The 26,568-nt window shown below is 48.8% G+C and carries 30 protein-coding genes and 1 tRNA gene; 14 read left to right on the top strand and 17 right to left on the bottom strand.

What is annotated here, in order from left to right; all coding sequences use genetic code 11:
- The first annotated feature begins 32 nt into the window (after positions 1-32).
- From AOC32_RS07445 to AOC32_RS07460, 4 genes are all read left to right on the top strand, one after another.
- Positions 33-1,688, top strand: coding sequence for a peptide chain release factor 3 (locus AOC32_RS07445; protein WP_108508858.1), 1,656 nt, complete (start codon positions 33-35; stop codon positions 1,686-1,688).
- A gap of 96 nt (positions 1,689-1,784) precedes the next feature.
- On the top strand, positions 1,785-2,066 hold the full coding sequence (locus tag AOC32_RS07450; protein ID WP_108508859.1) for a type II toxin-antitoxin system RelE/ParE family toxin: 282 nt from the start codon (positions 1,785-1,787) through the stop codon (positions 2,064-2,066).
- A 16-nt stretch (positions 2,067-2,082) separates the two neighbouring features.
- Positions 2,083-2,394 (top strand): HigA family addiction module antitoxin, encoded by a 312-nt coding sequence (locus tag AOC32_RS07455; RefSeq protein ID WP_108508860.1) that lies wholly within the window; start codon positions 2,083-2,085, stop codon positions 2,392-2,394.
- Position 2,395: 1 nt separating this feature from the next.
- On the top strand, positions 2,396-3,049 hold the full coding sequence (locus tag AOC32_RS07460; protein WP_108508861.1) for a histidine phosphatase family protein: 654 nt from the start codon (positions 2,396-2,398) through the stop codon (positions 3,047-3,049).
- Here AOC32_RS07460 and AOC32_RS07465 read toward each other — a convergent pair whose 3' ends face one another.
- Entirely contained in the window at positions 3,050-4,663 is a 1,614-nt protein-coding gene (locus AOC32_RS07465; protein ID WP_108508862.1) for an NAD(P)/FAD-dependent oxidoreductase, read from the bottom strand.
- 32 nt (positions 4,664-4,695) lie between these two features.
- Here AOC32_RS07465 and AOC32_RS07470 point away from each other — a divergent pair, with 32 nt between their 5' ends.
- The gene (locus AOC32_RS07470) at positions 4,696-5,115 is read left to right on the top strand and encodes a GNAT family N-acetyltransferase (RefSeq protein WP_108508863.1); all 420 of its coding nucleotides are present in this window, start codon (positions 4,696-4,698) and stop codon (positions 5,113-5,115) included.
- Here the strand turns inward: AOC32_RS07470 and AOC32_RS09780 are convergent.
- The 4 genes from AOC32_RS09780 to AOC32_RS07485 form a co-directional block, all read right to left on the bottom strand.
- Positions 5,112-5,276: a hypothetical protein gene (locus tag AOC32_RS09780; protein ID WP_159074921.1), complete on the bottom strand. Its 165-nt coding sequence runs from the start codon at positions 5,274-5,276 to the stop codon at positions 5,112-5,114. The two genes, AOC32_RS07470 and AOC32_RS09780, sit on opposite strands and share 4 nt — an antisense overlap.
- 24 nt (positions 5,277-5,300) lie before the next feature.
- Positions 5,301-6,740, bottom strand: a complete 1,440-nt coding sequence (locus AOC32_RS07475; RefSeq protein ID WP_108508864.1) for a sensor histidine kinase — start codon at positions 6,738-6,740, stop codon at positions 5,301-5,303.
- An 86-nt stretch (positions 6,741-6,826) separates the two neighbouring features.
- Positions 6,827-7,267, bottom strand: coding sequence for a potassium channel family protein (locus AOC32_RS07480; RefSeq protein ID WP_199908497.1), 441 nt, complete (start codon positions 7,265-7,267; stop codon positions 6,827-6,829).
- A 27-nt stretch (positions 7,268-7,294) separates the two neighbouring features.
- Positions 7,295-7,384: transfer RNA gene (locus AOC32_RS07485), tRNA-Ser, on the bottom strand.
- Positions 7,385-7,508: 124 nt separating this feature from the next.
- Here AOC32_RS07485 and AOC32_RS07490 point away from each other — a divergent pair.
- Positions 7,509-7,754, top strand: coding sequence for an AbrB/MazE/SpoVT family DNA-binding domain-containing protein (locus tag AOC32_RS07490; RefSeq protein ID WP_108508866.1), 246 nt, complete (start codon positions 7,509-7,511; stop codon positions 7,752-7,754).
- Between the two features lie 5 nt (positions 7,755-7,759).
- A complete protein-coding gene (locus AOC32_RS07495; RefSeq protein WP_108508867.1) occupies positions 7,760-8,182 on the top strand; it encodes a type II toxin-antitoxin system VapC family toxin in 423 nt (140 codons plus the stop codon).
- Here the strand turns inward: AOC32_RS07495 and serS are convergent.
- Genes serS through AOC32_RS07510 form a run of 3 tightly spaced genes read right to left on the bottom strand, consistent with a single transcriptional unit; the run spans position 8,179 to position 12,512 of the window.
- Entirely contained in the window at positions 8,179-9,495 is a 1,317-nt protein-coding gene (gene serS, locus AOC32_RS07500) for a serine--tRNA ligase (RefSeq protein WP_108508868.1), read from the bottom strand. The genes AOC32_RS07495 and serS overlap by 4 nt on opposite strands.
- A gap of 23 nt (positions 9,496-9,518) precedes the next feature.
- On the bottom strand, positions 9,519-10,190 hold the full coding sequence (gene lolA / locus AOC32_RS07505) for an outer membrane lipoprotein chaperone LolA (RefSeq protein ID WP_108508869.1): 672 nt from the start codon (positions 10,188-10,190) through the stop codon (positions 9,519-9,521).
- 15 nt (positions 10,191-10,205) lie between these two features.
- Entirely contained in the window at positions 10,206-12,512 is a 2,307-nt protein-coding gene (locus AOC32_RS07510) for a DNA translocase FtsK (protein WP_108508870.1), read from the bottom strand.
- 50 nt (positions 12,513-12,562) lie between these two features.
- On the opposite strand from AOC32_RS07510, the gene trxB reads away from it, so the two are divergent.
- Positions 12,563-13,519 carry a thioredoxin-disulfide reductase gene (gene trxB, locus AOC32_RS07515; protein WP_108508871.1) on the top strand — a complete coding sequence of 319 codons (957 nt, stop codon included), beginning with the start codon at positions 12,563-12,565 and terminating at the stop codon, positions 13,517-13,519.
- On the opposite strand, the gene AOC32_RS09875 is transcribed toward trxB, so the two are convergent.
- The 3 genes from AOC32_RS09875 to AOC32_RS07525 form a co-directional block, all read right to left on the bottom strand.
- On the bottom strand, positions 13,516-13,677 hold the full coding sequence (locus AOC32_RS09875; protein WP_234409728.1) for a helix-turn-helix domain-containing protein: 162 nt from the start codon (positions 13,675-13,677) through the stop codon (positions 13,516-13,518). The two genes, trxB and AOC32_RS09875, sit on opposite strands and share 4 nt — an antisense overlap.
- Positions 13,659-13,853, bottom strand: a complete 195-nt coding sequence (locus AOC32_RS09880; protein ID WP_234409729.1) for a hypothetical protein — start codon at positions 13,851-13,853, stop codon at positions 13,659-13,661. The genes AOC32_RS09875 and AOC32_RS09880 overlap by 19 nt, the downstream gene beginning before the upstream one ends.
- 82 nt (positions 13,854-13,935) lie before the next feature.
- A complete protein-coding gene (locus AOC32_RS07525) occupies positions 13,936-15,993 on the bottom strand; it encodes a sodium-translocating pyrophosphatase (protein ID WP_108508872.1) in 2,058 nt (685 codons plus the stop codon).
- A 187-nt stretch (positions 15,994-16,180) separates the two neighbouring features.
- Here AOC32_RS07525 and ppa point away from each other — a divergent pair, with 187 nt between their 5' ends.
- The 3 genes from ppa (at position 16,181) to AOC32_RS07540 (ending at position 18,780) form a co-directional block, all read left to right on the top strand.
- Positions 16,181-16,717 carry an inorganic diphosphatase gene (gene ppa, locus AOC32_RS07530; RefSeq protein ID WP_108508873.1) on the top strand — a complete coding sequence of 179 codons (537 nt, stop codon included), beginning with the start codon at positions 16,181-16,183 and terminating at the stop codon, positions 16,715-16,717.
- Between the two features lie 25 nt (positions 16,718-16,742).
- The gene (locus AOC32_RS07535; RefSeq protein ID WP_234409730.1) at positions 16,743-18,374 is read left to right on the top strand and encodes an NAD+ synthase; all 1,632 of its coding nucleotides are present in this window, start codon (positions 16,743-16,745) and stop codon (positions 18,372-18,374) included.
- A gap of 67 nt (positions 18,375-18,441) precedes the next feature.
- Positions 18,442-18,780, top strand: a complete 339-nt coding sequence (locus AOC32_RS07540) for a P-II family nitrogen regulator (RefSeq protein WP_108508874.1) — start codon at positions 18,442-18,444, stop codon at positions 18,778-18,780.
- Here AOC32_RS07540 and AOC32_RS07545 read toward each other — a convergent pair.
- Complete coding sequence (locus tag AOC32_RS07545) at positions 18,777-19,748, bottom strand: helix-turn-helix domain-containing protein (RefSeq protein ID WP_159074922.1); 972 nt, start codon at positions 19,746-19,748, stop codon at positions 18,777-18,779. The genes AOC32_RS07540 and AOC32_RS07545 overlap by 4 nt on opposite strands.
- Positions 19,749-19,888: 140 nt before the next feature.
- Complete coding sequence (locus tag AOC32_RS07550) at positions 19,889-20,503, bottom strand: response regulator transcription factor (RefSeq protein ID WP_108508876.1); 615 nt, start codon at positions 20,501-20,503, stop codon at positions 19,889-19,891.
- A 137-nt stretch (positions 20,504-20,640) separates the two neighbouring features.
- Here AOC32_RS07550 and AOC32_RS07555 point away from each other — a divergent pair, with 137 nt between their 5' ends.
- The 3 genes from AOC32_RS07555 to AOC32_RS07565 all read left to right on the top strand — a co-directional run bounded on the left by AOC32_RS07555 (position 20,641) and on the right by AOC32_RS07565 (position 23,577).
- Complete coding sequence (locus tag AOC32_RS07555; protein WP_108508877.1) at positions 20,641-20,805, top strand: rubredoxin; 165 nt, start codon at positions 20,641-20,643, stop codon at positions 20,803-20,805.
- 46 nt (positions 20,806-20,851) lie between these two features.
- The gene (gene ilvD / locus AOC32_RS07560; protein WP_108509389.1) at positions 20,852-22,531 is read left to right on the top strand and encodes a dihydroxy-acid dehydratase; all 1,680 of its coding nucleotides are present in this window, start codon (positions 20,852-20,854) and stop codon (positions 22,529-22,531) included.
- Between the two features lie 104 nt (positions 22,532-22,635).
- Positions 22,636-23,577 (top strand): M23 family metallopeptidase, encoded by a 942-nt coding sequence (locus tag AOC32_RS07565; protein ID WP_108508878.1) that lies wholly within the window; start codon positions 22,636-22,638, stop codon positions 23,575-23,577.
- On the opposite strand, the gene AOC32_RS07570 is transcribed toward AOC32_RS07565, so the two are convergent.
- From AOC32_RS07570 to AOC32_RS07585, 4 genes are all read right to left on the bottom strand, one after another.
- Positions 23,578-24,024, bottom strand: a complete 447-nt coding sequence (locus tag AOC32_RS07570; RefSeq protein WP_108508879.1) for a bactofilin family protein — start codon at positions 24,022-24,024, stop codon at positions 23,578-23,580.
- A 54-nt stretch (positions 24,025-24,078) separates the two neighbouring features.
- Positions 24,079-24,567 (bottom strand): copper chaperone PCu(A)C, encoded by a 489-nt coding sequence (locus AOC32_RS07575; protein WP_108508880.1) that lies wholly within the window; start codon positions 24,565-24,567, stop codon positions 24,079-24,081.
- Positions 24,568-24,631: 64 nt separating this feature from the next.
- Positions 24,632-25,003 (bottom strand): DUF2946 family protein, encoded by a 372-nt coding sequence (locus tag AOC32_RS07580; protein ID WP_108508881.1) that lies wholly within the window; start codon positions 25,001-25,003, stop codon positions 24,632-24,634.
- A 63-nt stretch (positions 25,004-25,066) separates the two neighbouring features.
- Positions 25,067-26,563 (bottom strand): tripartite tricarboxylate transporter permease, encoded by a 1,497-nt coding sequence (locus AOC32_RS07585; RefSeq protein ID WP_108508882.1) that lies wholly within the window; start codon positions 26,561-26,563, stop codon positions 25,067-25,069.
- Between the last annotated feature and the right edge of the window lie 5 nt (positions 26,564-26,568).

Raw genomic sequence — 26,568 nt, forward strand, 5'->3', positions numbered from 1 at the left:
ATCAACGGTTTGATGGGGTGAAGCACCTTATAATGACGGTTTTCCTGAGGTGCTCCATTAACTCCCCCGATTCATCATCGACCTTATCCACTTTGGATGAGGTTGCCCGTCGCAGAAGCTTTGCCATCATCTCGCACCCCGATGCGGGTAAGACCACCCTCACTGAAAAATTACTCCTTTACGCGGGTGCGATTCAAATTGCTGGGAGCGTGAAAGCGCGAAAAGCCAGTCGCCATGCCACCTCAGACTGGATGGAAATTGAGAAGCAGCGCGGTATTTCGGTTGCCAGCTCGGTGATGCAGATGGAGTACCGCAATGCGATCATCAATCTTCTAGATACTCCGGGTCACCAAGACTTCTCTGAAGACACCTATCGGGTCTTAACCGCGGTCGACTCCGCGCTCATGGTAATTGACGCAGCCAATGGGGTAGAACCTCAGACAAGACGTCTGATTGACGTATGCCGTGCACGGCATACGCCTTTGGTGACCTTCATTAATAAGCTCGATCGTGAGGTCAAGAAGCCACTCGATCTGATGGATGAGATTGAAGCGGCATTAGGGATGGCAGTGGTCCCCTTTACTTGGCCGGTGGGTATGGGCAAATCCTTTGCCGGGGTGATCGACATCATTAACAATCAAATGCGTCTATTTAAAGCCGGTGAAGATCGCGTTACTGAAGACTCGAACCTCATCGTGTCTTTAGATGATCCGATGCTCAAAGAGCGCTTTGATACGGAGCTCGAAGAAGCCTTGGCCGAAGTTGATCTTGTTAAAAATGCCATGCCCGCTTTTGATCGTGAGGCGTTCTTGGCGGGAGAGCAATCGCCCGTGTTCTTTGGCTCAGCGATCAATAACTTTGGGGTGCGCGAGATTTTGAATACCTTGGTGGATCTCGCTCCTGGGCCCGGATCGCGCAAGGCCGTGCAACGTCAGGTCGATCCGCATGAGAAAAAATTTACGGCTGTGGTGTTTAAGATCCAAGCCAATATGGATCCCGCACACCGCGATCGTGTGGCATTCTTGCGGATTTGCTCGGGTCACTTTGAGCGCGGCATGAAACTCAAAATCGTTCGCAATGGCAAAGAGATTCGTACCAACAATGCCCTCTCCTTTTTATCGCAACGGCGCGATATTTTGGATGAAGCCTTTCCGGGTGACATTATTGGCCTACCCAATCATGGACTCTTGCATTTAGGCGATACCCTCACTGAAGGCGAGGAGCTGCAATTTACGGGTCTGCCCTTTTTCGCCCCGGAGATTTTTCGGATGGTTGAGGCAGCGGACCCGATGCGCAATAAGCAACTGCGCACAGGACTCTTACAACTCGGAGAGGAGGGAGCGATTCAAGTCTTTCGCCCCATGAGTGGCGGCACGATGCTCTTGGGTGCCTTTGGCCAGTTGCAGTTCGAGGTCGTGGCACACCGCTTACAAACCGAGTATGGGGCCGAAGTGCGCTTATTACCTGCACGCTACACCATGGCGAGGTGGGTGACTTCCGAGGATCCGGTCGCCCTCAAGAAGTTCATTGCTGAGAACAGTCATCGCATGGCCGAAGATGTAGTAGGTGCCTCGGTCTTCTTAGCGGCTCACAAGTCCGAGCTCGATGTAGCGCAGCAGCGCTGGGAACAAATTGAGTTTCATGCTCTACGTGAGCATGCAGGACTCATCTATCAGACCGAGATGTAGCTTTTCTTCTTACTTTTGATGTCATTGCATTTTGGTTGTACCAATGACCAGTATTGTTCTATTTGACAGAATCTATTATACGGATTATTATAACCAATGATTTGCTCTTTTAATTGCTCAAAAACTGAAAACTTATTTGCCAGTATGAATGTGAGACGATTTAAACAGATTGAACGGGTAGCGCGGCGCAAACTTTTACAAATACATGCAGTCACTCGTCTTGATGATTTAAAAGTACCTCCCGGAAATCATTTGGAGCATTTAATAGGCAATCGAAAAGGTCAGTGCTCTATCCGAATCAATAACCAGTGGCGTATTTGTTTTATCTGGAAGAGCGATGGGGCTTATAACGTAGAGATTGTGGATTATCACCAATAGCTGAGGTGCAAACATTATGAATAAGTTAAATGAAATTCATCCTGGGGAAATCCTGCTAGAGGACTTCATGATTCCTATGAAAATTACTGCCCGCCAACTGGCGGCTGATATTGATGTCCCACCAAGCCGAATTAGCGATATTGTTCATGGGCGCCGCCCTGTTACACCAGATACCGCTATTCGATTGGGTTTATTTTTTAGGATGGATCCCCGTTTTTGGATGAATCTCCAAATGGAGTACGAAATTCGTGTGGCTAAGAGAACCCTACAAAAAAAGATTGAGCCCCGTATTCGTGTGTTCGAGAAAATGAACTTTAGCCTCACCTAATATGCCAACCCATCATCAAACTCGTATTTGCTTTGTGCGTCATGGCGAGACCGACTGGAATGTTGAGAAACGCATGCAAGGTCATACCGACATCCCCCTCAATGCCCACGGTGTAATGCAGGCAGAACGATTGGCTAAGGTATTGCTTCGTACTGGGTATCGCTTTGATCGTATCTACTCGAGTGATTTAGAGCGCGCCTTTCATACCGCCAAAGTGATTGCGAGTCCTTTGTCGTTGGATATTACAGTGCACCCTGATTTGCGCGAGCGCCATGTCGGCAAACTCCAGGGGCTTTTATTGGCAGATGCGCCAAAAATGCTTCCAGAACAGTGGCGGCGACACCTAGCACGTGATCTTGAGTTTGATCTCGAAGGCGGTGAAAGTATTTTAGGATTTCATGCGCGTATGAAACGCATGCTCGATCATTTATTGATGCGCCACGCGGGCGAACAAATTCTTGCGGTCAGTCACGGTGGATCGCTCGATATGATCTACCGCATCGTCACCCAACAAGCCTTAGATACTGAGCGTGTTGCGGTGGTTCCCAATACCTCGCTCAATTGGATCGCTCATGATGGCAATACTTGGTCAATTGAGCGCTGGGGCGATACCAGTCACCTCACTGATTCAGTACTCGACAATATCGAGATCTAACTATGCGCTGGTGAGATCCAGAGCAATGGCTTCAGCCACTTTGATCCCATCAATCCCGGCCGACATAATTCCCCCCGCATAGCCCGCGCCTTCACCGGCTGGGTAAAGACCTCTCGTATTGATGCTTTGATAATTGGGGCCCCGCTTAATTTGCAATGGGGATGAAGTACGGGTCTCCACACCGGTCAGAACTGCGTCAGGCATGGCAAAACCTTTAATCTTTTTCTCAAACGCTGGAATCGCCTCCCGAATCGCTTCAATCGCATAGCTCGGTAGGCTCGTGGCGAGATCGGTGAGATGCACGCCTGGTTTATATGATGGAATGACTGAGCCAAATTCAGTCGATGGCTTGCCTTTTAGAAAATCACCCACCAGTTGTCCGGGAGCTTCGTAGGTCGAGCCACCCAAGGTATACGCTCTCGATTCCAGCTCGCGTTGAAAATCAATGCCAGCAAGCGGCCCACCGGGATAATCACTCGGATTAATCCCCACCACAATCCCCGCATTGGCATTACGCTCATTGCGTGAGTACTGACTCATGCCGTTGGTGACCACCCGATTAGGCTCGGAGGTCGCGGCCACCACCGTGCCGCCCGGGCACATACAAAAGCTATAGACCGAGCGCCCGTTCCTAGCGTGGTGCACGAGCTTGTAATCAGCCGCACCAATGAGGGGATGACCTGCATGCGGCCCTAAGCGCGCAAGATCAATCACGGATTGTGGATGCTCAATGCGAAAGCCCACCGAGAATGGCTTAGCTTCCATATATACACCCGCATCAAAGAGCTCTTGGAAGGTATCGCGCGCACTATGGCCCAGGGCTAGCACGACATGATCAGCCGCCAGATACTCGCCACTTTCTAATTTCAAGCCTTTGAGTTCATGATGATCGATGTCAAATCCAACTACCTTTTGACCAAAGCGCACCTCACCACCTAGGTCAATAATTTCTTGGCGGATCTTTTCTACCATGCCCACCAGTCGAAAGGTGCCAATGTGTGGTTTGGAGACATACAAAATTTCTTCAGGAGCACCAGCTTTCACAAACTCGTGTAAGACCTTACGACCATAGAACTTAGGATCCTTTACTTGGCTCCATAGCTTGCCATCGGAGAAGGTGCCTGCCCCACCCTCACCAAACTGCACATTCGATTCGGGGTTCAAAATCTTTTTACGCCACAACCCCCAGGTGTCTTGGGTGCGCTCGCGCACCGCCTTACCACGCTCAAGCACAATGGGTTTAAATCCCATTTGGGCCAAGAGGAGTGCTGCAAAGATTCCGCAAGGGCCAAAACCGATCACAACGGGTCGCAATGGGGATTTGGTTGGCTGATTATGACTCTCCTGAACAACAAAGTGATACAACGTATCAGGACTAGGTCGCACGTGGGGATCATGCGCATGCTGTTTAAGAACGCCGGCTTCATCACGCACGGATGCATCGATGGTGTAGATAAAGGTCAGCGCACTATTTTTACGAGCATCGTAACTACGCTTAAACACCTCAAACCGCACGAGATCCTTAGGCGCAATGGCAAGCTTCTTTAGAATTTCTGCTTCAAGTGCCTCTGGTGCATGGTCAATCGGCAGGCGGAGCTCAGTGATTCGAATCATAGGCCATAACGATAGCAGTTTATGATTTATCCATGCAAGAATTCAGGATCATGCGCTGGGAGGAAGCAAGGCACTTAGCCTACCCGATTCGACTCACTGTATTTGTCAATGAGCAACAGGTTCCCGAAGAGCTGGAACTCGATGACGATGATCCAACTGCCTGGCATGCAGTTGTACTTGATCATGGCAAAGCGATTGCAACAGGACGCTTACTGAGAAATGGCAAGATTGGGCGTTTGGCGGTACTGAAAGAGTATCGCGGTCTGGGTCTTGGAAGTGAACTACTGAAGACTTTGGTGTCTTATGGCCGCCAAGAAGGAATCAAGCAATTCTTTTTGCATGCCCAAACTTCCGCTGTTAGCTTTTATGAACGGCATGGCTTTAAGGTAATCGGCCTCGCATTTGAGGAGGCCGGCATTGATCACATCAAAATGGTACTAATGTCGGATTAGAAATACGTTTTAATCTCTTCATCGTCTTTGGACCGGAACCAGGCCTGATAGAACAGGATCAGAAAACCGATCGCAAAATAAATCACGTTACCAGTGGTGACATACGCAATAATGCCGCCGATGGTGGCGAAAATACCTAGTAAAGCCCAGAAAATAGACATGATGATCTCCCTCGTTTGTCTATTTTATTCGGTTTTTGGGAAGGTGATTTCAAAGGCAGCACCGCCCTGATAAGCAGAATCGAAACGGATCTTGCCGCCATGGCGACTAATGATGTATTCGCATAACCAGAGTCCTAGACCCATCCCCTCCCGCTTACTGCCAGAAAATAGATCAAATAGGTGTTGGGCTCGTTCAGAGGAAACGCCTGGTCCATTATCCTCGCAACGAATCTTAATTTGATTAATGTCCTCCATGCCACGAATCCAGATCACGCGCTCAGACTGCGTACTGGCTTGGAATGCCTGAGCTGCGTTATTGATCAGATTTAAGAAGATTTGTTGGGCCTCCCCAAAACTCATCGGCATACTTATCGAGTTCGGAATCTCGACTTCAACACGAACATGCTTTTCAGATAAATCAGATTTTGATAACAAAATGACCGATTCGATTGTCTCAACTGCTGATACTTTTTCGGGGAAGACGTCATATTTCTCAGAGAAGATTGCTTTTAGGGTTCTGATAATACGGGCAGCCCGCATATTATCTTTGGCAATATCGTCTGCAAGTCTTTTAATTAAATCCCGATCAACCGCTTCCTCAGAAATCTTCTTTTGCAGATACTCACTATTAATCTGGATCGCCCCCAATGGCTGATTAATCTCATGGGCGATCGAGGCAGTCAATGCCCCCGTAGTATTACTCTTGTTAGCCTTTAGTAATGAACTGATAAGAGTTTCACGTTCATCAAGGAGCTTCTTAAACGTCATATTTTGGAATTCGGTCTGCCGGCTGTCGATCGCTAATTTTTCGGACCAGTAACCCCAGATTGCGATAAACGATAAGGTGTTCATCAAAATCTGGCCAAAAGTAAAGATGATCAAAAGCTGTGGCAATTGCTCCATCGAACGAATCGGGAGATTGGTTTCGAACAGGACAACCAGTCGCGGCGCCAAGAAAAGTGCCTCCCCTATTGCAGCATATTGAAAATAGCGCAATTGCTGCAGAGCTAAACCCCGATTAACAATCCGCGCCTCTCGAATCTGCCACGCAAGAATAATGGCATAAGTGGATACGGCGAAAACCGTACGGGCCTCAAAGGTCCAATGCAGGCGTAAGTACTCAAAGAAAATACCATAGCAAATTATTGAAATCCCTAAGGCCCATTTCAAGGATTTACTAACGGGATGATTAAAGGAATAGAAAAATAAGCCTTGCAGAATTGCTGCCGCATAAAACAAAGTATTGGCGAGCGTAAAGATAGGTGGGACTTTCTGAATATCATCAGTTAACAAAATCCCGATTGCAAATAATCCTAAACCGATAACATTCGAAATCAATGCTCCAAGCCAATATGGATTCGGTTTTGATTTAGACTCACCCTGAAGATAATGAAGAATTCCAAAGAGTAATCCAAGCTGAATTGCCGCGAAAATAAAAAAATTGAGAGCGAGTAAAACTTTCATTGACTTATCGTAATGGTGTTACCCGTGTAATCGATCAATATATTGAATACTAGAGTTAAATCTTTCAAAAAGGCAGGGCACTGAAATTACTTTAGCTCACTCGATCCCCAGTATTTTTGCATCTCTATAAATAGGAAGGATGCCGACCAGGTAATCAGGATCAGACCGGTGAGTGCTTCAATTCCGGTTAGATAGCGAAGATAACCGTCCACCACAATGTCACCATACCCCACAGTGGTATACGTGACAAACGATAAATACGCACTATCAAGTAGCAAGCCATGATCAGAGGCTGCACCAATCACGCTTCCAAGCGTGGGGAATTGCAGCATGAAGTAATAAGCTAGTGCAAAAATCCAAATCTCAGCAATGTGCGCAATGAAAATCACACCGACTGCGATCAATACCTTATAGCGAGCATGAATATGCTTAATCGCTGGCATTGCATTGTTAAGTCTATACAAAACTTCATAATGAAAAACGATTGCCAGAAGAGCAACCAATGCATTGAGTATGAAAGTGGTCATTAGAAGCATGCAAGGCTTTCAAGATGCTGGCGGAGAGGGTGGGATTCGAACCCACGGTAGGCTTGCACCTACGCCTGATTTCGAGTCAGGTACATTCGACCACTCTGCCACCTCTCCGACTCAATGTCAATTATACCTAGGCCTCTAGATAGGCTGGTATGGCCTTGATTCAGAATGTTCATATCTCGTATAATGTATCTACATTTATAGATATACATTATTCAAGTTTTAGGAGCCTTATATGAATATTCAATTAGCGAAGTGGGGTAACAGTCTTGCCTTGCGCATTCCTCAGCATCTATTGAAAGAGGCAAATCTTACTGAAGGTGATTTCTTGAGCGCTAGGCTAGCTCCTGACGGAACAATTGTGCTACGTACCAAACAGATTGACCGAAAATCAATCGTCCGCGAGCTTCATGAATTTCGCGAGTCGATGCCAATGAGCAAATCGGTCATTAAGCAATTGCGTGAATCCGCTCGGTACTAATTTAAATGATTTATATCGATACGAGTGTTTTTGTCGCCTTGTGTACACGCGAGGCCAAAAGTAAAGCTGTTGAAGTTTGGTACGAAAAGGCGGGTAGCGATCTAATGAGCTCGGTATGGACTTTTACTGAGTTTGCCAGCGCCCTAGCAATTAAAGAGCGAACTGGACAAATCACGCATAAACAAAGTCTGGGCGCCTGGGCTCTTTTTAAAAAAATTTGTTCAAATGACGTGGAATTGCTTCCAATTAAAGTCAATGCTTTTTATTCTGCTGGTCTTTTTACGCTCGATGCAAAGTCCAACCTTCGCACGGGCGATGCATTGCATCTATCCGCTGCACGAGAAATGAAGTCAAAATTAATTGTGACCCTCGACAAAGTACTAGCTAAGAACTCAGAGAGAATAAAGATTAAAGCGCTCGTTCTTTAGGCGATCGAGCGAATCACCTCTAAGCCCCCCATATAAGGCTGTAGCACCTTAGGGATCTGAATACTACCATCAGCTTGTTGATAGTTCTCCAGCAGTGCCACGCCGGTTCGGCCAACCGCAAGACCTGAGCCGTTTAGGGTGTGAAGTAGCTCAGGTTTATTCTGACCTGCTTTATACCGTGCTTGCATCCGCCTAGCTTGAAAATCGCCCATGTTCGAGCACGAGCTAATCTCGCGATAGGCGTTCTGTGAGGGTATCCACACTTCCAGATCATAGGTTTTAGCACTCCCAAAGCCCATATCACCAGTGCATAAGAGCATGCGTCGGTATGGCAGCTCCAAAAGCTCCAGAATTCTCTCGGCATGCGCAGTCAATTCTTCCAAAGCCTGCATCGATTGATCGGGATGACTGATGTGTACTAACTCGACCTTGTCAAATTGATGCTGGCGGATCATGCCGCGTACATCGCGCCCATAACTGCCTGCCTCCGAGCGAAAGCATGGGGTATGAGCTACATACTTGAGTGGCAACTGGTCTGCGTGAATGATTTCATCACGCACGAGATTGGTGACCGGCACTTCGGCAGTGGGAATCAGATAAAAGTTTTCAATACGCTCACCACCATCGTCAGGATGCTCGCCCCCCATCTTGCGGGGCACCTTAAATAGATCAGCCTCAAATTTGGGTAGCTGCCCGGTGCCCTCCATCGCTTGGGCACTCACCATATAGGGTGCGTAGACCTCTTGGTAGCCATGCTGCTCGGTGTGCACATCAAGCATAAATTGCGCGAGCGCCCGATGCAACTTCGCTGCATTGCCCTTTAACACCACAAAACGCGCGCCGCTAATCTTAGATGCTGCATCAAAATCCAGTCCGATGGGAGCACCTAGATCGACGTGATCCTTGGGCGTGAAATCAAATTCTGTTGGTTTACCCCAAACCTTAATCTCTTTATTGTCATCGGCCGTCATGCCAACCGGTACGCTCTCATCCGGTAAGTTCGGGATGTTGAGCATTAAGTCTCTGATTTGATCTTGTAGCGTCGATAAACGGGTGGAGTTTTTCTCAAGCGCTTGGTTAACACTAACCGACTCAGTAAGTTCCGCATCGGCATTCTCGCCCTTGCCTTTTTTCATACCAATGGCTTTGGCTAATTGATTGCGTTTGGCTTGCAACTCTTCGGTGCCCGCTTGGAGCTGTTTGCGCTCATTCTCAAGTTGTGTAAACAAATTGGTATCTAACTCGAACTTACGAGTGGCTAAGCGCGCCATAACGCTCTCTAGATCTTTACGAAGCAGTTGGGGGTCCAGCATACGATTCCTTCGGGTTCAAGCCATTAGTTTAGTCGCAAGACCTCGGCGCCCTGCGGAGGCTTAAATTGAAAGCGGCTAGCATCCACACTGGGATTAATTTGCATCTGATTAAAAATCACCAACACCATGCTGCCAAAGCCGTCGGTCAGCTCTAAGGCCTTAGGTAATCCAGAGCCCATACCAATGGCAATTTGGGTATAAGGCAGATCGCCCTGCCCGGGTTTTGCCTTTGGCTTTAGGTTGACCCACTGCAAATTGGTTTTAGTGCCTGCTTCTTCCAAATCAAACTGCTGGTCGAGGGCAACATCCCCGAAGAGAATGGCGGCAGGTGAGGCTGCTAAGGCCTGATTTGCTGAGCGAATCGTTAATTGATTGAGATCTTTATCCCACATTAGCAATTGTTTGCCATCCATGATGAGTTTTTGCTCATACGGCTTTTGGGTATCCCACACAAAACGCCCTGGTCGCTGAAAGATAAATTGACCTGAGGTTTGCCGAATCATTTTCAACTGATCTTGTGGCTCATTGGGTTTGGGGGTGCGCATTTGTTGCTGCACAAACTCGCCTTGGGCGGAGCGTACGGTCTTCACAAACTGCTTGAGCTGTTCAATCCCCGAGGGTACTACTGGTTGCGCATGAATCGCATTTGGAATAACCAATACTGCGACGGCGAAATAGAAAATAAAACGCTTCATTCTTTAGAGTTTGGCTTATTCGCTAGGGCGAACCAGAATCTCGCGATTGCCATTGCCACCCATCTTCGAGACCAAGCCGGCTTTTTCCATATCCTCTAAGAGGCGCGCAGCACGGTTGTAGCCAATCCGCAAATGCCGCTGCACCTGCGAGATCGAGGCGCGTTTGTTCTCAAGCACAATCGCTACCGCTTGATCGTAAAGAGGGTCGGCTTCACCTCCGCCATTACCGCCACCATTTAAGGCGTCCATGGTGGACTCATCGGCACCTTCGAGCACGCCCTCGATGTAATTGGCTTCGCCCTTCTCTTTGAGCCAGGAGACCACACGATGCACTTCGTCGTCCGATACAAACGCGCCATGCACTCGGATCGGTAATCCAGTCCCCGGTGGCATGTACAACATATCACCCATTCCCAATAAGGTCTCGGCGCCCTGTTGGTCTAGGATGGTACGGCTATCGATCTTGCTGCTCACTTGGAATGAAATACGGGTGGGAACGTTTGCCTTGATGAGGCCGGTGATGACATCCACGCTCGGTCGCTGCGTCGCCAACACCAAATGAATTCCGGCGGCACGTGCTTTTTGTGCAATCCGTGCAATCAGCTCTTCAATCTTCTTACCGGAGACCATCATGAGATCAGCAAGCTCATCGATGATCACCACAATAATGGGGGCCTTGTAGAGTGGCTCTGGATCCTCAGGCGTAAGGCTAAAGGGGTTAGTGAGTTTCTCGCCCTTGGCTTCGGCTTCCATGATTTTCTTATTAAAGCCTGCCAAGTTACGCACACCAAACTTACTCATGAGTTTGTAGCGACGCTCCATCTCATTGACCGCCCAATTGAGTGCGTTATAGGCCTGCTTCATATCGGTCACCACAGGGCATAGCAAATGGGGCACCTTCTCATAGACCGACATCTCCAACATCTTGGGATCGATCATGATAAGTCGCACTTCATCAGGCTTCGCCTTGAAGAGGATCGACAAAATCATGGCGTTGATCCCGACCGACTTACCGGCGCCCGTAGTACCCGCCACCAAGCAATGTGGCATCTTCACTAAATCCGCCACCATGGGGCTACCCGAAATATCCTTGCCTAATGCCAAGGTCAGTAAGGAGTGGTTATCGTTATAAACTTGGGAGCTCAAAATCTCCGAGAGATAGACTGACTGTCGCGTGGGGTTGGGCAATTCGAGGGCCATACAGGTCTTGCCAGGGATGGTCTCGACCACACGCAAACTAACCACCCCTAAGGAGCGCGATAGGTCGCGTGAGAGGTTCACAATTTGACTGCCCTTCACACCCACCGCTGGTTCGATCTCATAACGCGTCACGACTGGTCCTGGATAGGCCGCAATCACTTTGGCCTGCACCCCAAAATCATCGAGCTTGCGCTCAATCAAGCGAGAGGTGAACTCCAGGGTCTCAGCGGAAATTGTTTCTTTTGCTTCTGGAACTGGGTCAAGAAGTGAAAGTGGCGGCAACTCTGAGTCCGGGATTTCTACAAAGAGTGGTTGTTGCTTCTCACGCTCAACCCGCTCGCTCTTCACAATCTTTAAGGGCTGATTAAAGATTTGTACCTTGGGTGCTACCTCTTCCCGAATCCGCACTTCCTCAATATGCTCTTCACGCTCAACCGCAGCTTGCTCGCCAATCTTTTGATCTTCTTGCTCTTCGCGCTTCTCTCGCAAACGACGAATACCAAGTTCAATATAGCGCCCGACTTGCTCAGAAAGTGTGAGCCATGAGAAATGCAAAAAGAGGGAGAGCCCGGCTGCTAAGCCAAAGATCAGAATCAAGGTTGCGCCCGTAAAGCCAAAGGCCATTTGCAGTGGGTCTCCGATTACCTCACCCAAGATACCACCCGGGGGTCTGGGCAGCTCCCACTGCAAAGAATGCATCCGAATCGACTCGAGACCCATGCTACAGGTGAGGGTTAAGGCAAATCCTAACCAGCGGGTCCAAAAGGACTCTGGTCTGGCCTCTGGATCCACCGGTAATGGCACGCTCCAGAGCTCACGCCATCCTTGATATACGCGCCGACCAAATAATACGACCCACCAAAATGCTGAGACGCCAAAAATGTAGAGCATCAAATCAGCAGTCCATGCGCCAATGCGCCCACCAATATTTTTAGGAACCTCGAAACTAGCGTGCGACCAGGCTGGATCGGATTTGGTATAGGTGATGAGAACCGCAAATAAGCCAAGGCAGATAGCAAGCATCAACATCCAGCGCACTTCAGCAATTAAGCGAGACATCTTGCCAATGCCGCCCTCGGGAGGCAGCGGGGTCTTAATGGGTGGAAGCGAGCTACGGGCCATGTTCACCCGATTGTAAACAAGCCTTGGCCTTCAAACCCTATAATTTAAAGATGACGACAACTACCAAACACTCCAAAGTTCTAATCCTGGGTTCCGGCCCAGCCGGCTACACCGCAGCGGTCTATGCCGCGCGTGCCAACCTCAAGCCCACCCTGATTACCGGGCTCGCCCAAGGCGGCCAGCTCATGACCACCACCGATGTGGAAAACTGGCCCGCTGACCCCAATGGTGTTCAGGGGCCTGAGCTCATGGATCGCTTCCTAAAGCATGCCGAGCACTTCAATACCGAGATTATTTTTGATCATATTCATACGGCAGCCCTCACTGAAAAGCCAATTCGCCTAGTGGGTGACTCGGGCACTTACACCTGTGATGCGCTCATCATCTCGACGGGAGCTTCAGCCCAGTATCTCGGCCTACCCAGTGAAGAGGCATTCATGGGCCGGGGTGTATCGGGTTGCGCAACCTGCGATGGCTTCTTTTACAAAGGCCAAGATGTGTGCGTAGTCGGTGGCGGTAATACAGCCGTTGAGGAAGCGCTTTACCTCACCGGCATTGCCCGAAAGGTCACGGTCATCCATCGCCGGGATAAGTTCCGTGCGGAGCCCATTCTGAATGATCGCCTAATGGCAAAAGTAGCCGAAGGTAAGGTTGAGCTCAAACTGAACGCCACCCTCGATGAAGTTTTGGGTGACGAAAAGGGGGTTACGGGAGTTCGTATCAAAAAACAGGATGGCAGCACTGAAGAAATTGCAGTATCAGGTGCCTTCATTGCGATCGGCCACAAACCCAATACTGATTTGTTCGTAGGTCAACTTGATATGAACAATGGCTACATCAAAACGCACTCTGGCTTAGAGGGCAATGCCACAGCAACTAATATCCCTGGAGTCTTTGCAGCAGGTGACGTGCAAGATCACATCTATCGCCAGGCCATTACCAGTGCGGGTACGGGGTGCATGGCAGCACTGGATGCGCAGCGTTATTTAGAGACGCTCGACAGTTAAGCTGTCAAAGCAATTAACGCAAGTTCGGGGGAGCGATCCAGTATCCGCAAAAGTGCTCGGGCAGCTCCTGTAGGTGCACGCTTACCCTGCTCCCAGTTGCGGATTGTTTCGAGTGGCACCCCAATTTTTTGAGAGAACTCTAGCTGGGACAAGCCCATTTTTTTCTAACGCGAGCTGCATATTTTCCGGCATCACGCATTGCCATGGCATCATCACTTTTTTTATGCCGTGCAATATCAATCTCGGTTGTTGCATCAATTAATTTTTGATTAATTCGCCCGCGAACTTTTTTTCGTGGCGCATTAAGATCAATACTAACTCGAACTTTTTTCATTCACTAAGAGTAGTTCATTGAACTACTCTTGTCAAACAAAAAACCCAGAATGAATCTGGGTTCTTCGTTTACTTGGCTCTTGTTAACGAACCACAGGCAAGAGCGGTACGATCAAGAGTGCCACGATATTAATGATCTTAATGAGTGGGTTCACAGCGGGTCCAGCGGTATCTTTGTAGGGGTCGCCGACGGTATCGCCAGTCACAGCAGCCTTGTGCGCTTCTGATCCTTTGCCACCATGATTGCCCTCTTCAATGTATTTCTTGGCATTATCCCAAGCACCACCACCAGTACACATGGAGATTGCCACAAAGAGGCCCGTAATAATCGTGCCCATCAAGAGGCCGCCCAGCGCAGCAGGTCCTAAGAAGAGACCCACCAGAATCGGGACCACCACCGGTAAGAGCGAAGGAATAATCATTTCCTTAATCGCTGCCGAGGTCAACATGTCGACCGCCTTGCCGTACTCAGGCTTTGAAGTTCCTTCCATGATGCCCGGGATCTCCCTGAACTGACGACGTACTTCCTCAACCACAGCACCGGCGCAACGGCCCACCGCCTCCATCGCCATCGCTCCAAAGAGGTAAGGGATCAAGCCCCCAATAAAGAGGCCAATGATCACCATATGATTGGAGAGATCAAAGGTCACTTGCTGACCGATTGCCTCTAAGGCATGGGTGTAGTCCGCAAAGAGCACCAAAGATGCGAGACCAGCTGAGCCAATCGCATAACCTTTGGTGACCGCCTTGGTGGTGTTGCCCACTGCATCCAATGGGTCGGTAATGTCGCGTACCGAATCCGGTAAACCTGCCATCTCCGCAATACCACCAGCGTTATCGGTAATTGGGCCATAGGCATCGAGCGCCACCACAATTCCTGCGAGTGAGAGCATGGCGGTTGCGGCTACAGCGATGCCGTATAGACCTGCTAAGTAATAGGCAGCAAAGATCGCAATACAGACAAAGATGACTGGGTAAGCTGTCGAGCGCATCGATACACCCAAGCCCGCAATGATGTTCGTACCATGACCCTTGGTGGAGGCTTCCGCAATGTGCTTGACCGGTTTGTAATCGGTGCCGGTGTAGTACTCGGTGATCCACACTAAACCAGCAGTGAGTAACAGACCAACAATCGATGAGCCAAACAAGCGCCACTGGCTACCCGGAATCCCTAAGGCATCGTCCGGAATAATCCAGTTGGTCACGAAGTAAAAACCCACCAATGAAATTAAGCCAGAAATGATCAAGCCCTTATATAAGGCGGGCATGACATTTTTCATGCCGGGGCTTGCTTTAACAAACGAGCAGCCAATAATCGAGGCAATAATCGAAATACCGCCAAGGACTAACGGGTAGACCACTGCCGCAACGGGAGCATTCATGACCATTAGTGCGCCCAAGACCATGGTTGCGATTAGAGTCACCGCATAGGTCTCAAATAAGTCGGCGGCCATTCCTGCGCAGTCGCCCACGTTATCGCCTACGTTATCGGCAATTACTGCAGGATTGCGCGGATCATCCTCTGGAATGCCTGCTTCGACTTTACCCACCAAGTCAGCGCCGACATCGGCGCCCTTAGTAAAGATACCGCCGCCCAGACGTGCAAAGATTGAAATTAAGGAAGAGCCGAAGGCTAAACCAATTAAGGGGTGCAAGACATCGGAGAGGTCTTGGTCGTTATCCATTGACACTAGGAGCATAAAAAATACACCGACACCTAAGAGTCCTAAACCAACTACCAGCATGCCAGTAATGGCGCCGCCTTTGAAGGCGACGTTCAAGGCTTGGTTCATTCCCTGTGTCGCCGCTTGCGCCGTGCGCACATTCGCACGCACCGAGACGTTCATACCGATGAAGCCGCAAGCTCCCGATAGCACAGCCCCGATTACAAAACCAATTGCGGTTGCTAAATCGAGAAAGACCGCCATCAGAATGGTTAGAACTACGCCCACAATTGCAATCGTTTTATATTGGCGCGCTAGATAAGCAGCAGCACCCTGCTGAATTGCTTCGGCAATCTCAACCATCTTGGCATTGCCAGTGTCTTGTTTGAGAATCCACGTACGCATCACAAAGCCATAAACCACTGCGATGACGCCGCACGCTAAGGCAAAATACAGACCAACAGTCACATCACTCATGCTAAATCACTCCTACTTGGTTGAGGATTCAATTTAATTTTGATACGACAATCTAGCGATTCGCTTGAAGGCTTAAAATAGCAAACCGAACGCTTTCAAAAGTATCCAACAGATTTAGTGATTTGCCACTTTGCTAAGATCAGGGTATCTACTAAGCAGACCGATTTTTATTTAATTTGGAGCATTTATGAGTCTTGATAACGTCACCCCAGGAAAACGGGTTCCCGAGAACTTTAACGTCATTATTGAAATCCCCATGAACGCCGACCCCATCAAATATGAGGTCGATAAGGAAACCGGGGCGATCTTTGTGGACCGCTTTATGGGTACCGCCATGCACTATCCCTGCAACTATGGTTACATCCCCAAGACCATTGCGGGGGATGGTGATCCAGTCGACGTCTTGGTGATTACGCCGTTTCCATTGATCCCTGGTGTAGTGGTCAGCTGCCGTGCGCTGGGCGTTTTACAAATGAACGATGAAGCCGGTGATGATGCCAAATTATTAGCTGTTCCTGAAGATCGTATTTTGTCGATCTATAGCCATTGGGAGAGCTCCGAGGACATCAACCAAATGCGCTTGAATCAGATTCAGCATTTCTTTGAACATTACAAAGATCTCGAGAAAGGCAAGTGGGTCAAGGTCAAAGGTTGGGGCTCGATTGCGGACGCGCATAAAGAGATTACCGATGGCATGGCCCGCTATCAGAAAGAGAAGGTATAAGCATGAATCGTGCATGGCGTAGGTTATGAGTCAGCGCACTCATTCCCCCATGCAGATTGCAATTGCACAACTCAATCCTCTTTTGGGGGATTGCGTTGGTAATGCGCAAGCAATTTTTCAAGCGGCGCAAGATGCTCATCAAAATGGAGCCAGCCTACTTTTAACGCCTGAGCTCTCTTTAACTGGCTATCCTCCTGAAGACCTTTTACTACGCCCTGGATTTATTCAAGAAACGCGGGCTGTTCTTCAGTCTCTATGCGAACAACTTCAAGAGTTGAGTGGATTAACCGTGATTGTGGGCCACCCCTGTGAGTCTGATGCAGGTCTGCGCAATGCCGCATCAGTGATTACAAATGGCAAAGTGATTACCACTTACTTCAAACAGGAATTGCCCAATCACGAAGTGTTTGATGAGAAGCGTTATTTTGTGGCGGGTGAGAATGCCTGCGTTTTTGAGCATCACGGTTTAAAACTGGGTGTTTTGTTGTGCGAAGATATTTGGCATTCAGAGCCAGCTCGTCTAGCCAAGAATGCGGGGGCGCAAATGCTGGTGGTACTTAATGCCTCGCCCTACCATCTCCAAAAAGAACACACTCGCTACGAACTACTCAGAGAGCAGAGTCAAGCCTGCGGTTTACCCATCCTCTATCTCAATATGGTGGGTGGGCAAGACGAGCTCGTCTTTGATGGCGGATCCTGTGCTGTGGACTCCAACGGCGAGCTGGTATTTGCCATGCCGCAGTTTCAGGAGCAGATCGGATTTATTAAGCTTGTAGAAGGTGAACCGCAACGAGGCGAGATTGCTCTCGCATTAACTCTCGAGGCACAAGTCTATGCCGCGCTCGTAATGGGGACGCGCGATTATGTCCGTAAAAATCGCTTTCCAGGAGTGATTCTTGGTCTGTCGGGTGGCGTGGACTCCGCTTTAGTCTTAGCGATTGCAGTCGATGCACTGGGCGCAGAGAAAGTGCGTGCAGTCATGATGCCCTCGCCTTACACCGCTGAAATTTCTTGGCTCGATGCCCGCGAGCTGGCATCCAACCTGGGCGTGCAATACGATGAGATTGCGATTCAGGAGCCGGTGAAGGCTTTTGAAGATGCATTACGAGAGCAATTTGCTAACTTACCCAGCGATACCACGGAAGAGAATATTCAGGCTCGGGTGCGCGGCACCATCTTAATGGCCCTCTCCAATAAAACCGGTCGCTTAGTTCTTACCACTGGCAATAAGAGTGAGATGGCCGTTGGCTATTGCACCCTCTACGGCGATATGGCCGGGGGCTTTGCTGTGATAAAAGATATTGCCAAGACCTTGGTTTATCAATTATGTCGCTATCGCAATCAGATCAAACCAGTGATTCCAGAGCGAATTCTGACGCGCGCACCATCGGCAGAACTGCGCCCCAATCAAACCGATCAAGATAGTCTTCCCCCTTACGAAATTCTGGATGCGATCTTGACACGCTACATGGAACAGAATCAATCAAGCACTGAGATCATTGCGGCAGGCTATGATTCTGCGGCAGTGCAAAAAATTACGCGGCTCATTCAAATCAATGAATACAAACGGCGTCAGGCGCCCCCAGGTGTTCGCATTACGGCGCGTGCCTTTGGACGCGATTGGCGCTACCCGATTACATCAGGCGCCAAGCTCTAGTCCTAAAAATAGTGGGGAAATGGCAAAGTTATCATCCTTGGGTATGATTAGCTGAAAAGGAGACACTATGAAACTAATCACATCCATTATTAAACCCTTCAAACTCGATGAAGTCCGTGAGGCACTTGCCGAAGTTGGTGTTACCGGTCTTACGGTCACTGAGGTGAAGGGCTTTGGTCGTCAAAAGGGACACACCGAACTCTATCGTGGTGCGGAATACGTGGTGGACTTTCTACCAAAGGTGAAAGTCGAAGTGGTGGTTTCCGATAACCTAGTTGAAACCGTCACCGAGTCCATCATCAAAGCAGCGCGCACTGGCAAAATTGGCGATGGCAAAATTTTTGTCAGCCCAGTTGAGCAAGCAATCCGGATTCGTACGGGTGAAGTAGACGACGCTGCGGTTTAAAACGCGACTTCCTCCAAGACAATACTTTTGGAGTTTGGGTTATCAATTTTGACTTTATAGCCCTGAAAGAATAGATCCGTTTGACCTAAGCTGGAGGTCATCACTACAAAGGGGGCTTTTCCATAAAAGGAATATGATCCCCCTGCTTCCAAGCTCTTTTTCTCCAATTTGCCGCTTGCATCTTTCACGCAAACTGTTTGAGCGCTGCGGCTTTGCACGTACACCATATTGCCAGGCTTTGATGCGCTAGCCATGCGGTAACTTTTTGTACCGGCATCCTCTGATGGGCAACTATCCATTGCCTGTGAAGTACTAAGCTGAGGGGCACTAGCAATGGCGGTTGGGCTGGGTGTTGCCGCCTCCTCTTTTTTTGGTTCTACCGCAATCGTTTCCGATGGTTGCTTAGCAATCTCTGATGGCTTAATAGGCTGCGGCTGATTCAGATTGAGTATCACGATTCCAATCGCAGCAACTACGGCGGCAGCACCAAAGTAATAGAGACTGCGATTCTTTTGAATGGCCGGTGGCGGGGCTTCATCAAACCGCTCGAGCTGCTCAACTTTTTGTTCGGTATTCTTTTTTACTGCTGCAGGTTTCTGCTGGGATTCTTTTTTCTGGGATTCTTTTTTATCCGCAACCTCAGTAGCATTTAGTTTCGCTTCAGGTCTTGGAGATGGCTTTGCAGTTGCAATCACACTTTCTTGAGGAGCCTTTGCTGCCTCAACCAAATCCGGTCCGAAATCAAAGACATCTTCATGACTGATGCCTAACTCATCGGCGACACGTTTTGCAGCATTCGCCTTAATTGCCAGAGAATAAAAATGGCTCTTCTCGCCATTTTCAAGCTGTTCAATTTGTTTAATAGAAAAACAAACTTTTGTGGCTAATTCAGAAACAGAAATACCTTTGGCTTCGCGAGCTTTTTGAAGAACCTCTCCGCGCACATCCGGAATGCGTTTACTGATCACCCAGCGTCTCTCAATATTGATTTAATTTTTATAAATATTTATAAGAATCAGAGTCTTACAAACACAGTGTAATCACCGATTGTTTGCCCAATATGACATAAATATCAAGGTTTGGCTATTTACTTCAGAGCTAACATTTATTAAGCCAGATTGGACTCTAAATAGAACTTGACCAAATCCTGCAGAGAGTGGGCTTGCATTTTTTCCATCACTCTGGCTTTGTGGACCTTAATTGTGGCGTCGGTAGTGCCCAGGCGCTCAGCAATTTCTTTGTTCATCAGACCTTCAACTAGCAAAGTACAAACCTCTTTTTCCCGGGGGGTCAGTGAACTGAAGTTACGCTTAATTTCCCCATCTTTTAAATTGCGCTTGAGCTGTTTATGATCATAATCAAGCGCTTGATCAATAGCCTGCAAGAGCTCATTGATATTAAAGGGCTTAAACAGAAAATCCAGCGCGCCCTTTTTAAGACCCTTGACGATCTGCTGGGGATGGCTTTGGCCACTTAAGAATACGATGGGGGTTTTACGACCCAATTTATCCAACCGTTCCATTAAATCTAGGCCGCTGACATCCGGCATTTGCATATCAAGCACGATCACAGCTGGAGCAACTGGTAATGAATTTTGTAAAAACGAGGTGGCACTCTCAAAATCTTGGATCGAGTAACCAATATCGCGTAGCATCCGCGCCAATGAATCTCTCATCGAGTTGTCATCATCGATGAGATAAACGGTGCCTGTTAATCGCGTCATCGCTTATCATTACCTTGAAATTACTTACAGATCAACAATGTAACTCCCCATAACCGCCCTGGCTATTAGCCATGAGGCTAACTTTGCCAGACATCCCTAAAATACCTTTTCTTTCCCAATAAGTGAATCAGAATCCCATGAGAACCTACCTTTGCATTGTTTGCGGCTTTATTTATGATGAATCAGCAGGTCGACCCGAAGACGGTATTGCGCCTGGCACCAAATGGGACGATGTCCCTGCCGATTGGGCTTGCCCCGATTGTGGCGCAGGAAAAGATAGCTTTGAAATGATGGCAATTTAATCGCGGAGACAATGACATGGCAGACCAAAAACAAGCCCCAAAACGCATGAATGAGCGTTCACGCATGGTGACCGAAGGGGTTGCACGCGCACCCAATCGATCCATGTACTACGCGATGGGTTACAAAGAGGAAGATTTTGTGAAACCGATGGTGGGTGTCGCCAATGGCCACTCCACCATTACCCCATGTAATAGCGGCCTCCAAAAGCTAGCCGATGCGGCAATCGATGCTCTGGAGAAAGCGGGTGCTAAGGCTCAAGTATTTGGCACGCCGACTGTCTCGGACGGTATCGGTATGGGCACCGAGGGCATGAAATATTCGCTCGTCTCGCGCGAGGTAATTGCTGACAGTATTGAGGTTTGCGTCAATGGCCTTTGGCAAGACGGTGTAGTGGTGATTGGTGGCTGTGACAAAAATATGCCCGGTGGCATGATTGCCCTGGCGCGCACCAATGTTCCTGGCATCTATGTTTACGGGGGCACCATTAAAGCCGGTCACTACAAAGGTAAAGAGCTCAATATCGTTTCCGCCTTTGAGGCCGTTGGGGAATTCACCTCTGGACGTCTGACGGAAGAGGACCTTAAAGGCGTTGAGCAAAATGCATGTCCAAGTAGCGGCTCCTGTGGCGGCATGTATACCGCCAATACCATGAGCTCCTCATTTGAGGCGCTGGGTATGAGCCTGCCCTACTCTTCAACCATGTCCAACGTTGACCAAGAGAAAGTTGATAGCGCCGCCGAATCAGCCCGCGTGCTGGTTCAAGCAATCAAAAACAATATTCGGCCACGCGACATCATTACCAAAAAATCCCTTGAGAATGCTGTAAGCGTGATCATGGCCGTAGGCGGTTCGACCAATGCTGTCTTGCACTTCTTGGCGATTGCAAGTGCTGCGGAGATTGATTGGACCATCGATGACTTTGAGCGGATTCGTAAACGCGTCCCCGTGATTGCGGATATGAAACCTTCTGGCACCTACCTGGCGCCCGATCTGCATTTGGCGGGTGGCATTCCGCAGGTCATGAAAATTTTGCTAGACGGGGGCCTGCTCCACGGCGATTGCATGACGATTACCGGTAAAACAATTGCCGAGACTCTAAAAGATGTTCCATCTAAACCGAGAGCCGATCAAAAGGTCATTCGGACTTTAGATAATCCGCTTTATCCCCAAGGGCACTTGGCGATCCTCAAGGGCAATATCTCACCCGAGGGCTGTGTCGCCAAAATTACTGGCCTCAAGAATCCATCAATTACCGGTCCGGCGCGGGTATTTAACTCCGAGGATGAGGCGATGGCCGCCATCATGGCCCAGAAAATTAAGCATGGTGATGTGGTCGTGATTCGGTATGAGGGCCCCAAAGGCGGTCCCGGTATGCGAGAAATGTTAGCGCCTACTTCGGCTCTCGTTGGTCAGGGTCTTGGTGAGACTGTTGGACTCATTACCGATGGTCGGTTCTCAGGAGGTACCTGGGGAATGGTGGTCGGTCACGTCGCTCCCGAGGCTTTTGTCGGGGGCACGATCGCCCTGATTGAAGAAGGTGACTCGGTCACAATCGATGCGCACAAGCTTTTAATCCAACTCAATGTCCCAGACGAAGAGATTGCCAAACGGCGAGCCGCATGGAAGCAGCCAAAATCCCGCTATACACGTGGTTTATTGGCTAAATATGCCCGTTTAGCAAGCTCCGCCAGCAAAGGGGCTGTTACCGACCGAAATCTGGATTAATCATTGAAATCAATGGGTTAGCCTTAGGGCTAACCCTTGAGATACCTGCCTCGACAGGGTAAAATGATAGGTTCTTAAATAGGTTTATAAGCAGGTTTGGCCCTATGCAACTTATTTGGATTTCAGGTTCGACTGATCGCGTTCGTAAGATCAATATCACGGCTCAAAGCATTGCAAAACTAGTTGCAATTGCGTGCGCCGTAATGGTTTTGCTTGGGGTCGGTATTCATTTCCTTGGTTTGAGAATTGCGATTGAAGTAAAGCCTGATTTGGCTCGAGCTATGGGCGGGGTAGTTACCGAGGCACAACTTTTAGCGATTGAAGATGGCTACCGTCAACGCCTTGAGGCTCTGCAGTCTCAACTCACTTCGGTGAGTGAAAAACTCAATGAGCTGAAGACCCTGAAAGATCGCTTTGCCGATATCGCCACTCCCGCGCCCGTCAAATCCAAACTGAATGAAAAATCGGATGGTAAAGGCGGTCCTCTTAAGCCGATTCATTTCAAATTTAATAAGCCAGGCTCATTGGACGACGAGCTTGATTACACCTTAAATACTGCCCAACTCCTGCATGATGGCGTAATTAAGATGGGCACCACTTGGCAAAATCAATATGCATGGCTCAATCAACTGCCAATTGGTAGTCCGATTGAGGATCGTTTGGGTCTAACGAGCAACTTTGGCCCGCGCACCGATCCATTCACAAAGACCCTTGCATTTCATTCGGGGATTGATTTCTCCGCACCAGCGGGTACCGCAGTTTTAGCATCGGGCAATGGCAAAGTGTCAAAAGTGGCTCGTGATGGCGCCTATGGGATCTATATTGAAATTGAACACGCCGATGGTTTTACTTCAAAGTATGCCCATGTGCGGGCCACATTTGTTAAAGAGGGTCAAACTGTCGCACGGGGTCAAAAGATTGCCGAGGTAGGCTCAACGGGTCGCTCCACCAGTCCTCACCTTCATTATGAAATTTCTCGCAATGGGAACACGATTAATCCCATGCAAGCCTTGGTGTACTCCAACCGCGTCGCCAGTATTAAGTAATTACTCTTTAGTAATCCGGTTCCAATTGTTTTGAAAGACCTGTGCGCTGTCCTGTAGTTCAGGATTGGCATCTTTTGAACGATGGATCATCATGCCATTAAGTTTTGCACCAGCCTCAACTCCAATTTGTCCATACGTGACATCACCTGTAACCTCGGCACCGTCGTGCAACTCAACGCGTTCGGTGCAATAAATATTTCCAGTCACTTTACCGGCAATAAAAATACGGTAGGCATAGATATCGCCTTGCACTAAACCGGACTTACCAATCGCAATGCTCACATTGTTATCTTGGGATGCCTCCACATTACCAATCACCTTGCCATCAATGCGCAAACTGGTAGAGGAGACTAGGCGTCCATGAACCTCGGTGAATTCATCAACGATGGTTCCAAAAGATTCTTTTGAAGTGACTGACGACTTATTGGATGAGCTTTTGCTAAACATGCTGCCTCCATTTTGATTGGGGTGTATTTAAATGTAACACACCCCGATCCTTATTTAATGCTTCATATGCCCGGATCCAGCACCCATCTCACGTACCGGCACCTTGATTTCCACTTCACCGGCTTTCTGAAATTTCAGCTTAACTGGTACAGCTTCACCAGCCTTAAGCGGACTTTTGATGTCCATAAACATCAGGTGCAAACCGCCTGGTTTGAGCTCGACGGACCCGTTTGCTGGTACATCAATCGCCTTCACCTCGCGCATTTTCATGACGTTGCCATCCATTGCCATGGTATGCAATTGCATCTCGCCAGCGACTGGGGAGCTGGCTGCAATTAATTGATCAGCAGCCCCTTTATTTTCAATCTTCATAAATCCGCCTGCAGCTTTTTGCCCAGGGGCCGTCGCGCGCGCATAAGGGTTCTCAATCTTCAGTTGCCCAATTCGATACTCAGGACTCTTCATATCGTTGTGTGCCAAAGAATAGCCTGAGAATGCGATCAGAGCGCTTGCTGTTACTGCTTGTAAAAAGTTAATGTTCATACTGAATCCTTCAAATTAAAATGCAATGCATGAGGGGTTCGAATCAACCCCCTACCGATAAGAATTAGATGCAAGCGTTTGAGGGCGGTCCCTGAGCGGGAAGTTTGACCCACGCAAAGAGAGTCTTGGCGGACTCCAAATACAAATTGGCTGTCAATATGGGTGTTGAGGGGCTTGCAAATTCTAGATTCGTGAGAAGGCTAAGGGGTGCCAGAGACTGCGTGACGCAATAAGGACAGTCATTGGACATAGCAACTGGTGCTTCGGTATCCAAGTTAATCGTTTGCTTGGAACCATCAAGCGCGCAGAGTTCCATGGTGAGGAAACTTCCATCAACCGATGGTTCAAAGGCCTGCGCTAGTGCCGGGGTAAAAACACTCCACAAAAAAGTGATGGCACAAAGCCAATGGATCAGTTTTTGATGGGGAAAACGCATATTGCTATTTTATCCAGAATGGCTCCGGATGAACAAAGGGGGCTTACGCCCCCTTTTATTTGTTTATATAGCTGCTGCTTTTTTAGATCTCAACTTTGAGAGGAGAGGCCAGAACAGCAGAATTAGTGCCAATGCTGTGATCGTACCGACCAAGGGGTTCGAGAAGAAGATCCCGAGATTGCCTTGCGATACCAACATCGCTTGACGGAAAGAATCTTCAGCGCGATCACCCAAGACCAGGGCCAGAACCATAGGCGCCATCGGGTAGTCGAGTTTCTTAAACAAGTAACCCAAGACACCGAAGCCCAACATCAGCCATACATCGAACATCGCATTATTAACGGTGTATGCACCAACCGAGCAGATCACAATGATTACCGGTGCAATGATCGAGAACGGGATCTTCAAAATCGCTGCGAACATGGGCACGCAGGTCAAGACCACGAAGAGCGCTGCAATATTGCCAAGATACATACTGGCGATTAAGCCCCAAACAAAGTCAGGTTGCTCAACAAATAGCAATGGACCGGGCTGTAAACCCCAGATTAAGAGACCGCCCAACAATACTGCAGCGGTCGGTGAGCCGGGGATACCCAAAGACAACATTGGCAAAAGCGCAGCAGTACCAGCTGCATTGTTTGCTGTTTCTGGAGCAACCAAGCCCTCTTCGGAACCCTTACCAAATTCTTTGGGGTTTTTAGACATTTGCTTCGCTAGGCCGTAGCTCATGAAGGCAGCTGGCGTTGCGCCACCGGGAGTGATACCCATCCAGCATCCAATCAAGCAGCTCCGGAGCGTTGTGGCCCAATAGCGGGGTAAGCGCGCCCAGGTCTCAAACACTACCTTCGCCCGAATCTTGGCAGTCTTGCCGGAGAAGTTCAATCCCTCTTCCATCGACTGCAAGATCTCACCAATACCAAAAAGACCAATCACCGCGATCAAGAAATCAAAGCCACGCATTAGTTCGGTAGAGCCAAAGGTCAAACGCAATTGACCGGTTACGCTATCCATACCAACAGCTGCCAGTGCAAAGCCGAGCATCATGGCGGAGAGCACCTTAAATGGCGAACCCTTGTTCATGCCCACAAAACTACAGAAGGTTAAAAGATAGACCGCAAAGAACTCTGGTGGACCAAACCGCAGAGCAAACTTAGCCACAATCGGGGCTAAGAAGGTAATCATGATGATGGCAAACAAGGCGCCAACAAATGATGCAGTGAAGGAAATCGTCAACGCCTCACCCGCTTTACCCTGCTGCGCCATGGGGTAACCATCAAAGGTTGTTGCAACCGACCACGGCTCACCCGGAATATTAAATAGAATGGAAGTAATCGCGCCACCAAATAATGCTCCCCAATAAATACAGGAGAGCATGATGATGGCTGATGTGGGGGGCATCGTAAACGTTAATGGCAACAAAATTGCAATTCCATTAGCGCCACCCAAGCCAGGCAAAACGCCAATAATCACCCCGAGCGTCACGCCGATCAACATCAACATAATGTTGAATGGCGTGAGTGCGACTGCAAAACCGTTAAATAGTGCGTTAAGTTCTTCCACCGTAC

Source organism: Polynucleobacter acidiphobus (genome assembly GCF_003065385.1).
Lineage (GTDB): Bacteria > Pseudomonadota > Gammaproteobacteria > Burkholderiales > Burkholderiaceae > Polynucleobacter > Polynucleobacter acidiphobus.